The organism is Polaromonas naphthalenivorans CJ2 (assembly GCF_000015505.1).
Lineage (GTDB): Bacteria > Pseudomonadota > Gammaproteobacteria > Burkholderiales > Burkholderiaceae_C > Polaromonas > Polaromonas naphthalenivorans.
This window is the reverse complement of record NC_008759.1, coordinates 114,880-128,505: the sequence shown is the minus strand read 5'-3', so window position 1 is coordinate 128,505 and position 13,626 is coordinate 114,880. Positions and strand designations below refer to the sequence as shown.

The following is a 13,626-nucleotide window of genomic DNA, read 5'->3' as shown; positions in this document are numbered from 1 at the left end:
ACCAAGCTTTAAAAAGTTACTAAAGTTAATTTTTTAAAAATCAAAAAAACTTTTTATGTGTTGCAAACATTTTTTATGTTTGTAATTACGTCAAAGGCCGGAAAGAGTCCATTCCAAACCGGGAGCTCGTGGTGAGCGTAAGCGTGGCCGATGAGGTGCCCCGGTAGCTTGCGGCGAAGGGAACCCCCTAGCGGGCAAAGAACTTTTTTGCCTCGTCCAGGCTGCGTGTGCGCTCGGCGCGCACATATATGGAGGTTGTCTGGCTCGACGCGTGCCCTAGGAGGCGCTGGAGCACGTCCAGGGGCATGGTCCCGGCCGCCGCCCGGGTGGCAAACGTGTGGCGCAGCGCGTGCGGCGCGGCGCGGCTCAAGACACTGCGCTCGGCCTGGCTGAGCGCAGCGTGCGGGCTGAGTGCCAGGCGCGCCAGCGCCGTCTTGACTAGGTGGTAAAGGCCATTGGGCGTAAAGCCCGCCCCGCTCAGGCCCGTGGGTGCCTCGTGCCCGCCAGCGCCGGCGTGCTTGCGTCGGGCCGGCGCCAGGGGGGGCAGGGCCACGGGCGATAAGAGCGCCAGGTCGGCCGACGAGCCAGGGATGCTGGCTGTGTCAAAGTCGTGCCCGCGGTCGGCCCAGTGCGCGCGCACGCTCTCCACGACGCTGCCTGGCAGCCAGACGGTGCGCCACTTGTTGCGCTTGCCCAGGATGGACAATTCCCAGAGCCCGGCGCCTGTCTCCTCGGGCACGCGCTTGAGTCGGCTGCGCGTGGCACCAGCGAGCTCCTCGCGGCGCAGGCCACTGCTGCCCAGCAGCAAGATGGCCGCGCGCGCCAGGCGCCACTGCGCCAGCGCCATGCCCGCGGCGCGCGGCCCCGCCTGCAGCGTCGCGGCTGGCGCATCGCCCGCGCACGCCTGGTCCAGCAGCCCGCCACTGCCGGTGAGCGCCTGCCACAGCGCCTCGGGCAGCGCCTTGTCGATATCGAGCGCTATTTCCTTGTGGGCCACGCACGGGTCGGCCACGGTCACCCACGGGTTGCCGCCCAGGTAGCGCACCTGCACAAGCCAGGCAAAACACGCGCGGATGACGATGACAGCGTAGCGCTGCGAGGCCGGCTCCAGCGCCCCCAGGAAGGGGCGCCAGCGCGCGGAGTTTCTCGCTGCCTTGGCGCCTACCCAGTGGCCGGGTATCTTCGCCAAAAAATCCTTGTACGCTTCGCAGTCGTCCGTCAGAACACTCGAGAGCGCTACCCGGCGCTCGATGACGCACCAGAGCAAAAAGCGTTCGAGCTCTTTTTGGTACGCGCGGTGCGTCTTGTCCCGGTCCCGGTAGCGGTACAGGTACGCCTGGATGGCTTCGAGGTCGTTGCGCGCCGAGACTAGGCAGAACCGGCCGCTTCGGTTCAGACCTTGCGCACCCGAAAGCTTAGCGGTGATGGCGCCGATGCGCTCGAGCGGCGCGATGTCGCTGGCGCTCGCGAGTTCAATCCTTTCGCCGCCCACCACGCTTTCGGCGGGCATTACAAGGCCGCCCAGCGTGGGCTGGACCGCCAGCCAGCGCTCCAGCGCGCGCGCCTTGCCCTGGCCGATGCGCGCCACCGGTCGGTACCAGCCCGGGCCACGCACGAGCACGTACTGCCGAAACTCGCCCAGGCAATGCATGCCCTCGGCCTGCAGCGCGCGGGCCACGGGCGGCTTGAACCACACCGAAACGGCATCGCCCAAGCGAGGCGCCGCGCTGTCCGCTTCGGCCGCGTTCACCAAGTAGTCGATGAGACTTTTGGGCCAGCTATGAAACTTGCGGGCGTTGGCCAAGTGCTCGCTGAGCGTGGGGGCGCTGAGCGAGAGGCGCTGGACTAGGTGGTCGCGCAGGGCGTCGATGCGTTTTTCGAGCAATGCTGGGGTGGGGCAGTGCAGGGTGTCAAGGGCGTCTTCGGTGAAATACAGGCGCACGATGGTGGCCGTGGGGATTTTGTTGAGGCGTGCGCGCAGCGCCGCGAAATCGGCGCGCGTGTAGCGCTGCGGAGCGATGGCAACGACATTGTGCTGGGCCAAAAAAATTCTTCCGGTTAAAAATCCATGGACCGGACGTCGGCCTGTTTTCTTTGGTGATAATTATAATCCACAGTAGTCAAAAGCGGGCGACAGGTAAAAAACCTCTTTAAACGGCGCTGCAGCGTTTCTTCATGCTTGGGGCTACCGCTGCATGGGTGCTGGTCCCACGGGCGCTTGGATAGCGTTGTGGCGCGTACCGTTTTCTTCAACATCCCCGCGCAAACACAGGCGCGGGCGCGTGGTTTTCGGCCCCGGGCAGGTCGCCAGGGCGTAAAAAGCGCTGTGGCAAAAAAACGCCGGGCCGGCTTTTCCTCCTCCTGCGGAAAATTTTCTGCCCAGGGCTGAGCGCACGCCGCAGCGGCGGGTTCCCGCACCGCGCCTTCAGGGGAGGGGCGGGGGGGGGGAGCGCCAGACCCGCGCCCCGCTGGCACCCGTGGGTGGAGCCGGAGCGCTCCAAGGCGCAGAAGTGCTAAAAAGTCCCGAAAAACCCCTCGGACAATAGCCAAACGGCCCAATTGAGACATTAATCCTTTGTTGATAATGGGGATTATCACCAAAGAAAAGCAGCCGCTAAATGTACGGCTGCGTTACATCGGGCAGGAAATCCCAGTTTTGTGACCGCTACCTGCCCACCGCCATCGGGTCTTGCTGCCGCGTTTTGAGCACCACTTGATGTCCAACGTCCGGTCCCTGCCAGGGCCAGCGCACATGGCGTTATTTTCGGAAACATGCTGGCATGTCCCATGCACGGTTAGCTTAGGGTTGGCGCGGCGGTGCCCGAATGAGTTGCGTAGCGAACTGGCGGCAGCATCACGCGGCGCAGTAACGCACGGTCCCCTTTGGCGTCAAAAAGGAGTCGCCTGCGCACCGTAGCCGGCAGGGCGCATTCGGGCCATTCGGATTGATGGACAGAGACCGATACAGGCACACGTAAAAACGACTTGTGCACATCGATACACACATGACGAGTCGTCCGTCAGCGCGTCGCATATGACCCTAGCTGCAGGGGGCCGCTTTGTTGAAAGAACCATTGCCGCCGACCGCCTGAACTTTTATTTTCGGCGAAATGTGCACCTGCAACTCCGGGAGCACGCGTGCATCATCACTTTCCCTTGCGCCCCATCTGCACGGCGCACGCAAGGCGGCGTACATCTGCCCCGTTTTGGCGTGCAGGCAAAGCTGCACTTTTTGCACCAGCGCAGCCGTGCCTGGCGACCCTTCCATGAGCCTTTGCCCAGCAGTTTCAATCCCGTGCTGCCCACTATCAAAGGCACCACCGTGCTGGCGTTGCGCAGCACCGGCATAGTCACCCGCTGCGTCTTGACCCTTCGACTCAGCTGGGCTCGCTGAGAAATTTGTTGTTTTTTCGCATGTCTGGAAAAAAAATACAAGCCGTTCCAGCACATCAGCTCGCCCGTTGGGGCAGGCGTTTTATGCAAAAAACGTCAAGCATCCAAGTCTGAAAAAAGTCTGTTGCCTACAGGCAGTACGGATTTTACGGTGCGCCACTCAAACCCGTATCGGCACTAAAACCGCGGTATTTCGAATGAGATGCGTCATTTTCCAGGTCGATTTTTTCATTGAATTACAAGCGTTTAAATAAATTTTTGAATAAAAATTCAGACAGTTTTAGAAAATCATGGCTAAAAAATTTATCGGAATTGACCAAAATTTTGGTACTTTGAATCGCGTGACGTGAGTTTCAAAATCAAACTAAAGTCATCATATAACAATTATTAAAATTAATGCAAATGCAGCTTGCAAGTCATTGATTTACATAGACATTAAATCTTAAACTATATATTTTTAACTCGAAGGTGCATATCTAAACAATAAAATCTATAGCAAAGATTTCTTTAGAAAACAACAAGTCGTCAGCATCATTAACCTTGTAGACCTGAAGTTTAAGAGCGAAGCCTTACTATGAACATAGTAGATTATTTATCCTAAAACACAGTGGATTCAAAGAGTCTAAACAAGGCATTGACTTTAGAGCTACAGCCGCCTGTGGTGTTTTGCGCGAAGGTCTCCTCAGCATGGATTGCAGAGGTGCCCTGCGTCTCCCGCGAGCGGGAGTATCACGGATATCTCGTCCATAAATCGAAAAAAATAAGTGACAGAAACTTGCGAAAACTTTTATTTATTTCTTGATTTTTAATTTTTAAAAATTGACAATTCCTGATGTCAAACAAATGTTTAAAAAACCAGCACAACAAAAATTTTTTGAAAAGCTACATTACATCGATAGCTCGATAACTACTAAGCGAAATGGACGCGAGCGAGGTGCAGGTGTTTGAAGTCTATCCACTCCACATCTAGCGATATAGATGAAAAGCATTCAAATTGATAATTTTATTCAAACATCAATCTAAAAAATATATGAAAACACTTTCTAATCAAAACTTTTCCGAGGCATCCAATTCAGCTATATACCTGTACACTCGTTATTGCATGACGAAAAAGGTAGGACTAGAAGAAACTAATGTTCGGATTACATCCGAGCAATATTCAAGGCTCGAATCTGCCAAAGAGGATGATTTAGAATTTATGGCGCTTTTAATATTTGAAGAGGCAGTAGTCAAAATCCAAAATTTTTGCAAGCGAATTCTTGCTGCATGCAAAGCTTCGACCCGTCCAGGACGAGCTCACCGCCGAGCAATTGATTTTCTCTTGGGGACACTGTGGCAAACCTTTGAAGAATTTAGCAGTATCAAAGAGCCGACTTTGGCACAAATGGCCGAGCATCTGGCATCACTCGGTGACGATTATGGTTCAAATGGGGAAATTGGTGGCATTACGGTCTATCTGAAAGGAGGTAGGGAGTATTTGGAATTCAACATGGATGGCACATGGCTGACTGTTGATACTCTACTTGACATTATTGAAGATGGTGGAGACGTTCCAATTTGGTGGCAGCACGGTTGGACTAAAGTACGTAGGAATAATGAATGGATAGCTAGAGAAGAATTATATTAAACACTATTTCTTGCCAAGCGCAGTTCCGCGAAAGTATTATCTGGAAAATTAATGCTGACTTGCGGAGTAACTATAAAAATAGAGTAATAATCATTAATAAAACTTCGAATAGATGTTTTATTTTGGCATTTTTCAGGCTGTTCGCTGCATAAAATGCGCAACATGAACTTTATTTCACTGTACATACATAAAGTAATCAGAATTTTTCAAACATGAAAACAACATTAACTACCGGAGTCACGACTGAACAATTAGTTGCTGCTGGTGGGAATTTTTGGACAAATAATGCCAGAGCACAGCGCTTTTATTTCAATGACCTTGACTCGCTTTTCGGACTCAAATGTAGCTACTACAAAACTGGTAACGTCTTTAGCGCTACTCTTGACGGTGACGTCATCAGCAACGGCCTTGCTCGTCGAATTTTGAGTGACGTGGGAACTTTGAAAGTTTATTTTGATATGGCTGACCTCTCTCTCCATATCAAATCGGGGAACTTTCGGATGAGTGAAAACTATGATTATGAGTCGATTCTGACTGAAGCTCTTTTAGCCCACGCGAATCTGACTATTGCCTGAACCTAACTTATATAACTCCTATCTATCAATTTTGTTCGAACCTCCATTCGGAAAAACTGAATGCAAGAGAGCGTACTCACCCAAAGCGACGTTGTTGCATAAATCCTCGCCTGCGTCCCGATGAACTGGCTGGCATGCTGGCATGCTGGCATGCTGGCCTGCTGGCCTGCTGGCAGGCTACCGGCCTTTGCTCCGAACATGCGTAAAGACAAGCGTCTGCCCAGCCAGCCCAAAGGCGTCTACCGGGTCAAGAACTGGCCCGAGTACAACGCGGGCCTGATTGAGCGGGGCTGCGGGCATTGCAAGGGTTTGCCACGAGCCTGCGCCGCCTGGGCGTGCCCGCTTTGACAGCACGTTGAGCCGAAGGGCCAAGGCACTGCGGGTGAGCTTGTCGGTACTTTGTAATGTTTGCGAGGCGCTGCATCTGCCGGTGGACAGTACAGGCTTGAGCGAGCAGGCACCCCCGACAATAAGGTCTGTCATGAGTCAAAAGCCGCCAGTTGCTCATACCCTAATCCCTCTTGCGGAATCCACAACCCAACTATCCAGACGGCAGCGACTTCTTCGCCTAGGCCGTCACCCAGCCAAGCTAACGCGTGCGCCTTGTCAACAGTCGCGAATTCCGGTTTTTCACGTTTGCGGCCGTGCTGCAGCAGCCATCGGTACCAGTCAACAGCGGGCCGAACCTTGGGGTCGGTTATCGCAGACGCACCATTGAACTCATGAGGAATGCGCATGCCCTTGGGGTCCAGGTCTCCCAGGTACTCCGCGCCCACCGCTTGCACTTCGCGAAGAACCTGACCCAGCGCGGCACCAGTACTGCGAAAAGCTTCTCCGCAGCCGTAGACCACTGCGGAGTAGCGTTTGGCGGCCTGATTCCATTCGCCAAAGCTCCAGTAACTGTTGTGGTTCTCCACCACAAGAACGGGCATCCCGGGAGCATCAGCTTTGCGATAGGGAATCGGGGGTGGGACCTGAAAAGCACCAAGGGCAGAAAGCGGTAGCCGACCGCCGAAAAGTGTGTTGCCTGATTTGAGCGTATCAAGGCGTTTTTCATCACCAAAGATTTCGAGTGACCTTTCTTTAAGAGGCACCATCAACAGACTTTTCCTTCGGCGCAGCAAGAAATCATTGACTGCCTTGGCAGCTTCAAGTGCAGAGGGTTTTAGGTCAGGCCAGAACCCGAGTTCCGGAACCCAGGGAACTTGTGAGTAATCCGGGCTGGGTTGGGCCGGTTCGCTCCGGACAAGCTGGACCCAGTTTGGCAGTGGCGGATTTCCCACCCTTTCCCAACTTCCAGGGGCGGGTAGTTGAACCGCGCAGGATGACTCCAGTCCGCGCAGCGCTGATAGCAGATGCTCGTGTCGCGATGGGCTGGTCAATGTCTCGGGGTGGGCCTCAAAGAATGCCCGTTTGACGTCCAGCAGGGGCACCCTTTTGCGGGAGGACCCGCGAAGGAGATGAAGAAATGCTTCGCTCATGCTGCCAACGCCTCGGCCTGCGGGCTGAGTTTGAAGTCAACGGCCTCCAGGTGCCAGCGCCCGGTCTTGGTGTTTTTGCCCGCTTTGCGCAACCGAACAAATCGGCCAAACTCGCCCACGGTGTTGTAGTCTGGCAGGGCGGTGGCGAAGATGAGCTGGACGTCCATGGCCTGGGCCAGCATGCGCTGGGCCTTCCAGAGCGTCGGGGTGGTGGCCTTGGCAAACGGGTTGTCCAGGATGAGCGGGCCGCCACCGGCCTTCTTGAGCTTGGCCTGGGTCTCGGAGCGCAGCTGGTTGATGACCATGTACAGGAACATGGCCATCACCACCCCTTCACCGCCCGAGTTCTGAATCTTGTCAACCGCAACGTACTGAAGGTTTTCGTCCGGAACCATCTTCAGCATCTGCATGCCCAGAGGCTTGCCGTGGATGCGCAGCAGCGCTTCTGCCACCAGCTCGGGGCCTTTGGCAGGAACGGTGTTGTTGCCAATCAAGGAGTCGAGGTAGCTGCGCAGGTGTTGCCGGCGAACGTCCTGGCCGAGTTCGTGAAAGCGGGCGCGCATCTTGAGAATCGCCTTGCCGCCAACGTAGGGGGCACCCACGGGCACCTTCTTGTTGGTCGTCGCCGAGTTGAGCAAGGTGATGGCACCATTGGTGAGGTTGGACAGCTCGCCCACACAATTCTCGAAGTCGGAGGTCATTCCATCCAGGCTGGACTGGGTCGTGCCGATGCGGTCTTCAATGCCCTCCAGCAGCCGGGTGCTGTCTGCGCAGGCCGCTTCGAAGTCGTTGCGCAAAAGCTGGCTGGCGATATCGGGTTCAACTTTTTGAAGTGCTGGCGTCGAGGCTGTGCTCTTGAGGTCCTCGAACGCTTTATAGGCCTTCTTTCGGGCACTTTCAACCGACTTGGCTTTTGACTGGAAGTCGGCAATGACTTGGTTTGCCTGGGCGGCGATGTCCTCGAGCAGTAATTCTGGCTCAGCATCCAGCAGCTCAGGCAGCGAGAGCGACGCACGCAGCGCGCTGGTTGTGTTCAGGGCCTGCGTTGCGTCTACCCGAGCTTGGCGGGCACGGTCTCGGCAACGGCCTGCTTCTAATTTTGCTGCCAGGGCTGTCGCCGCAGCCTGGATTTGGTCCTGCGTTGACGTCTGGATAGCTTCATGGAGCGCGTCATCGTTCAGCGCCAGCATCTCAGCACTGGCGGCAGAGTTGGTTTTGTTGGCCTTGAGATAGCGGGAATGTTCGTTGGCTGCAACAGCACACTTGCTGTCAGCCGAGCGGGACGCGTTATCGGTTTCTTCAACCTCCTGCTGGGTCGCGGGCAGCAAAACGGCGAAGTTCGCGTTGAGGTAGGGGCTGATGTCGCTAGCCTTAACGCCGGGGAACGCGTTCGTGAACGCCTGGCCCTTGCTGGCTCGGTCTTTCCTGGCTGAGTCTTGCTTTTCATGCACGATGCCCAGGCGGGTCTCGGCCTCGGCGTCGTAGGTTTTCTCCGCGTCGCTGTACAAGACTCGCAGGACCGCCAACTCCTGCGGATGCTCTGCAAGGTGCTGCTCGGCCGCAAAGCTCTTGCTGTAGTGTTTTAGGGCTCCGCGCTCAGCGCCAAGGTGAGCTGCTTCGGTCTGGTGCTCAAGCTTGCGGCGGTATGCGGCTTTTTCCGCTCCGGCGCTGTCGCCCAGTTCAGTGGATATGCGGTCTCGCAGGTCGCCCTTGGCGGCAAGTTCTACCAGCAGGGAGTCCAGGCGAGCCAGACACGCCGCGCGGCCAGCTTCGTGGTCCCGGGCAAACCGCTCAATGGCACGCCCGTCGCTATGCGCACGGTCGGCTGCCTTGGAGCACTCGTCTGCCTCCTTTCTTGCGGCCTCCGCTTTTTCTTGGGAGGCACTGGCGAGTCCCTCGGCCTCTTGAGCACGCTCTGAAGCCGCTAGGCCCTCCGCTGCCAAACGAGCCGCGTCAATTCCCGCACGACTGACAGCGCCGCCCCCGAAACGAGCACCGTAGGCCTGCAGGCGCTGCTTGGCGGCCAGCGCTGCGCGCTGACGCCCGGCATACACCTCGCGCCGCTGCTCTTCCGTGTTGATGCGTACGTCGAGGTGGGTCAGGTGCTCTGTGGCGGCTGCATAGTTGAATGCCGCGTCATCGGCGGCTGGCAGGACGAACCGGTTTTCTTCCACCGGGTCAGACTCCAGCGCCGTACTCGACACCATGACTGGCGCTACCAGTTGAAGGGACGGGCTGAAGACGCTTCGTGCTTTGTCAAGCTCGGCAGATGCCACGCACACGCCCAGAAATCGGGCAGGGTTGCTCGCCACGAGGGCGCGCGCCTTGTCAGCGTCGGGCAGAGCCCGGGCAAGGTAGGTATTGAAGGGGGCTGCGGACTTGACCCCAAGCTCTCGCAGGCGAGACACCACCTCGTTGACGTCTCGCGACGCCCCGGAAACCCCGGTCTCAACGATGGCAGCCTTGCTCGACCGCAGCGCAGCAAGATGCACCTCGCACTGGGCCACCTCGCTTTCGCTTCCATGAATCAGCCGGTCCAGGGCGGGTACCAGTGCGGCGGAGTCCGGGTCGGCCGTCTCTGCTTCAGCCGCCTGTCGAAGGATGGGAAGCTGGGACAGCTGCTCGCGCTCAACTTCTGCGTCGGCGATGAACCGCTGGAGCGGCCCAATTTCCGCTTTGAGGCGTGCGGCTTCTGCTGTCTCATTTTTGCTTTTGGCTCTGGACGCCGATTCCAAGGCGCGAAATCCCTGGGCCTGCGCTATGAGTTCCTGTTCGCGGGCACGCTTGGCAGTGACCGTGCTGGCATACCGGGCGGCTGCCACGGTGGACTCTTCTTCTGGCTCCAGCTGCCCCTCGCGGATGAGTTGCGCCTTTGTTGCGGTGTACGCATTTTCCATTGCTTTCAGGTTCGCCTGCACTTGAAAGAGGTACTGTTCCTCCTTGGTCAGCGTAGCCAGGTCCTTGCTGAGGGCAATTTGGTTTTGATGGGCGGCCACCTCTAGCGAGGCTTCTCCCGCTGCGGCTTTTTGCAGTTTTTGCTCTCCTGCGTACAGCGCGCGGCGTAGCAGAGCACCTTGCTTTTCAGCGTTGTCGCGCCAAGGCTCGAGCTGTTCCTGGGCTACTGCGGACAAAGATTCAAGCTGCGCCAGTTGCGCGTCCAGGGCATCGAGCTCGCCGCGGGCTTGGGCGGCCCTCACGTGGACGAGCTTGTTGCGCGCGTTGCTCAAGAGGTCATCGGCTTGTTTCTTTGCCGCCTCGGCTTGCTCCTTGCGCCGAAGGTATTGCAGGGCCGTAAGAACCAGGACGTCATCGGCACGGCTGCTTGCCATTTGGCCTGACTTGTTGGCCAGGAGTTCCTGGTCTGTCGCCCGAGCCGCTTCGTCGGCAGCTAGCTGCGTTCGGTCACGGTTCATCGTGTCGAGGCTTAAGGCCAGCCCGGAGCCTCGGCGGACAGCCTCGCCCTGGGACGCGCGAGTGGTGGCGAAGGCACCCGCCGCCTCGTCGAAGTGGGTCAGGTTGTCGCGCAGCTTGGTCAGCTCCGTCAGGCACTGCTGGAAGTGTGGCCTGCGGCTGAGCTTGTCGCAGGTGTTGACGACTGCCAGCCGGACGGCCGCCGAGCGTTCCGGGTCCAGGGTCAGGTCGAAGAACTTGCGGATGAACTCCGGCTCCGAGGTGAAGGTCAAAAAGCCGGTGTCGATGCCGCCTTCCTGCGCTGAAAAGTTCACCTGCAGCTGCAGCATTTCGACATCAATGAGGCGCTCGTCGCGGAGGTGCTTTTGCCAGTCGCTCTGGGTACGGGTATAAAAGAAATCAGGCGACGTTTTGTTCGACTCATGCATCCACCGGCTGAACTCGTTCATGTTGGTGACCGGGGCGAAGCAAAGCTTGGGCGCCGGGACCGTCTCGAAAGTAAGGCCCTGGCTTGCTTCAAAGGAGAAAAACACGCGGTCGACCTCGTCCCGCTCGGCATTTGTCCTGACCGCCACGGCTTGACCCGTCACGAGGCGATAAGGCGCGCCTCCCGCCACCCGCGCAGGCATGAGCCACTCGATGAGCACGATTCCCGGTAGTCCATCCTTGGCGAAGTACTGGCTGAATCGGTGGTTCTTGTTCTGGATATGCTTGAGGAATCGTTCCTGACTGGTCTCAAAGCAGGAAAAGATGAAGCTCAGCAACGTCGTCTTGCCGCCTCCGTTTTCCAGATTAATGATGGTGTCCGTCGGGTAACCGTCATCCGGGTCGGTGAGGTCAAAAGTGATGCCGTCGTACCACGCCATGTCGATGCCGTAATTGCCAACGTAGATTCGAGTGATTTTTTGCATGTCAGGCGCTCCCAGCGGTGGTGCTGCTTGTCTGGGCAAGTTCAAAAAGGCGGCGCAGCGTGAGTTCGCGCAACTGCACCCGAAGCCGGTGCGTCGCGGTATAGGTGATAAGTTCTTCGTCGGACGATTCACGGTCGATGCGAACCAACCCTCCCGACACCATATGCGTCAAGGCCAGACCAATCAGGCCGGTCAACGAGTTGGCGGATGCTCGCTGGCTTGCCGGCAGTACGGTTGGCATGGCGCAAATCAACTCCCAACCCGGCGCCAGTTCGAGCGGCACGTCCTGCATGTTGCCGCCCGCGTCTTTAAGCCGGCGGGCAAGCGCGAACAGCACGTCTCGGAATTGAGCGAGGTTGGCCGGGGGCGGAATGTAGTTGTCATCGTCCAGCCCGTCCGTGGTGGGGTAAAAAACCGCGGTGATGGCAATGTGGGCCAGGAGCAGGCCCGCTTTCTGGTCCGCCTTGAGGTTCGTGCGAATATCAGCCATCCGTACGGAAAATTTGCTCTCTCGCGAGGTGGGTACGACGATGAGCCCTCGCTCGCTGAAGTCGAGGACGATGAGCTCGAGCCCTTCGGCTATTTCCTGCACGGCGCCGGCAAACTTGGGGTCGGCCCGATACAGGTCCAGGAGCTCCCGGTACTGAAGGTCATTGACGGGCGACAGGGTGGTTTGGAGGGCTTTGTAGACCAGGCGTGCGGCGTTGCGCGTGGAGGCTTGTAGGGTTGTCATGGTTTGTCTGCCTTGTTTTCTTGAAGCGGCGAGAACTCGAGGTTCGTTCCCTGCGCGATATCCATCTGGAACCGGCCTGCAGCGTCTGACTTCATGCCCGGGAAGAGAGTCTCGGACTGTGCATAGCTTCGAAACAGCATCAGCACCATGCAGCGGCGCAACTGGCTGTCCATCCCCTGCGCCTCGGCCATGCCCAAGAGTTGGTCGATACGGAACGTGGAGCCTGTGGCGAACTGCCGCTTGAGCCACTGCTCGACCTGGCTGATAACCTCCGGTGCGAACTGGTCCTTTTGGGACTCGAAGGGCGTAATTTCTCCGTCATCCTCGTCTAGGACGGGCTCATCTGCCCTGCGTTCCAAAAGCAGCGCAAATACGTTGTTGAGGTCGTAGACCTTTGGCCATGAAGCCGGATAAAGGCCGCTAATACAGTTGTCGGCATTCGCCACCAGCACGTTGGCAGGCAGGCTGATGAGTTGGGGAAACAGCCTGTCTTCCAAATCAGGCAGGCTAGAGGGCCGCCGGGCCCGAAACAACGACCTTTGGGATACGAGGAACTTGTCAGGCGCGACAGTGATGTCATTGACCAAGTTTGAGCGGATAAGACTCGCGCTTTGCAGCGTCTTCAGCAGTTGAGACAAATCCTGGCGGGTTTTCAGCTCATCGGAGGACTGGAGCGCCTCCCGCACGGCCTCTTCCATCCGCTGGTCCTCAGCCTGGCGCCCTGCAACATGGCCACGGGCTGCGGTCAGTTTTCCTGCCATGTCCTTGGTCCAGTTCACGGAGCCAGGCGCGCGGTAAGCCTGCATCAAGCGGTCCCGGATGAGTTGCCGGTATTCGAGGGAGAGCTTGCGCGCACGCCGTGCAATCTCTAGGGCCGCCTCGAAGCGTCCCCGCTTGACCAGAAGGTCCAGCATTTTTTCCATCAGTTCCTGCGAATCTTCCGGCGCCAAGTCGAGCATGCCGAGGTAAACCAGGTAGCCCTCGGACGTCGGCTTGTAGCGGTAAATGTCTTCCAGGTCAGGCTGGTAGGCCACCAGCCGAAAACGCAAGGTTCGGTGCTTGCGCTGCATGGCGTCGAAGTGGTCAAAAATGAACTCACGATAAGACTGAGCCTTGTTATCCAAGGTATCCAGGACCACCTCAGCGACCCGGGTGGCTTGCTGTGCAGTCAACTCAGGCTTCATGACCTGCGCCACCGCTGACAAATGGCTGAGCACTTCTTGCTGGGTGCTTCCCATGTTGACGGTCGTCCCCTCCATCATGAAATCAAGCGCAGAGAGCACCAAATAGTGCGTGTCAACGGCCTGGAAAAGTCCTTTGTCGCCGGTTGCCTCGTCACCAATCCGAAGTTTGTTGAGTTCGAGCTGAAAGAGGGGACGTAAAAGCAGCAGATTCCGCTGCTGCCGACCCAGGTCAAGCAATTCACAGGCGGGCAGCATTTGCTGCAAGGCCTCATTTGCCAAGGGCAAAGCGCGGTCGTTCATGGCCTGCGCTT

The 13,626-nt window shown here is 57.5% G+C and carries 8 protein-coding genes and 1 pseudogene; 3 read left to right on the top strand and 6 right to left on the bottom strand.

Annotated features, from left to right (window positions below; genetic code table 11):
- Window positions 1-187: 187 nt before the first annotated feature.
- Together PNAP_RS23480 and PNAP_RS27415 are read right to left on the bottom strand one after the other, a co-directional pair.
- Window positions 188-2,044 (bottom strand): site-specific integrase, encoded by a 1,857-nt coding sequence (locus PNAP_RS23480; protein ID WP_011798366.1) that lies wholly within the window; start codon window positions 2,042-2,044, stop codon window positions 188-190.
- Between the two features lie 996 nt (window positions 2,045-3,040).
- Window positions 3,041-3,448, bottom strand: coding sequence for a hypothetical protein (locus tag PNAP_RS27415; RefSeq protein WP_157040530.1), 408 nt, complete (start codon window positions 3,446-3,448; stop codon window positions 3,041-3,043).
- A gap of 975 nt (window positions 3,449-4,423) precedes the next feature.
- Between PNAP_RS27415 and PNAP_RS27410 the strand changes: the two genes are divergently transcribed.
- From PNAP_RS27410 to PNAP_RS26425, 3 genes and pseudogenes are all read left to right on the top strand, one after another.
- A complete protein-coding gene (locus PNAP_RS27410; RefSeq protein WP_157040529.1) occupies window positions 4,424-5,020 on the top strand; it encodes a hypothetical protein in 597 nt (198 codons plus the stop codon).
- A 212-nt stretch (window positions 5,021-5,232) separates the two neighbouring features.
- A complete protein-coding gene (locus tag PNAP_RS23470; protein ID WP_011798364.1) occupies window positions 5,233-5,595 on the top strand; it encodes a hypothetical protein in 363 nt (120 codons plus the stop codon).
- Window positions 5,596-5,793: 198 nt separating this feature from the next.
- A pseudogene (locus tag PNAP_RS26425) lies at window positions 5,794-6,043 on the top strand (transposase); the annotation flags it as partial.
- A gap of 31 nt (window positions 6,044-6,074) precedes the next feature.
- On the opposite strand, the gene PNAP_RS23460 reads toward PNAP_RS26425, so the two are convergent.
- Genes PNAP_RS23460 through PNAP_RS23445 form a run of 4 tightly spaced genes read right to left on the bottom strand, consistent with a single transcriptional unit; the run spans window position 6,075 to window position 13,615 of the window.
- Window positions 6,075-7,076, bottom strand: coding sequence for a Wadjet anti-phage system protein JetD domain-containing protein (locus PNAP_RS23460; RefSeq protein WP_011798363.1), 1,002 nt, complete (start codon window positions 7,074-7,076; stop codon window positions 6,075-6,077).
- Window positions 7,073-11,398, bottom strand: a complete 4,326-nt coding sequence (locus PNAP_RS23455; protein ID WP_011798362.1) for a coiled-coil domain-containing protein — start codon at window positions 11,396-11,398, stop codon at window positions 7,073-7,075. Before PNAP_RS23455 ends, PNAP_RS23460 begins: the two co-directional genes overlap by 4 nt.
- A 1-nt stretch (window position 11,399) precedes the next feature.
- Window positions 11,400-12,131 carry a hypothetical protein gene (locus PNAP_RS23450; RefSeq protein WP_011798361.1) on the bottom strand — a complete coding sequence of 244 codons (732 nt, stop codon included), beginning with the start codon at window positions 12,129-12,131 and terminating at the stop codon, window positions 11,400-11,402.
- Complete coding sequence (locus PNAP_RS23445; RefSeq protein WP_232290859.1) at window positions 12,128-13,615, bottom strand: hypothetical protein; 1,488 nt, start codon at window positions 13,613-13,615, stop codon at window positions 12,128-12,130. The genes PNAP_RS23450 and PNAP_RS23445 overlap by 4 nt, the downstream gene beginning before the upstream one ends.
- Window positions 13,616-13,626: the final 11 nt, after the last annotated feature.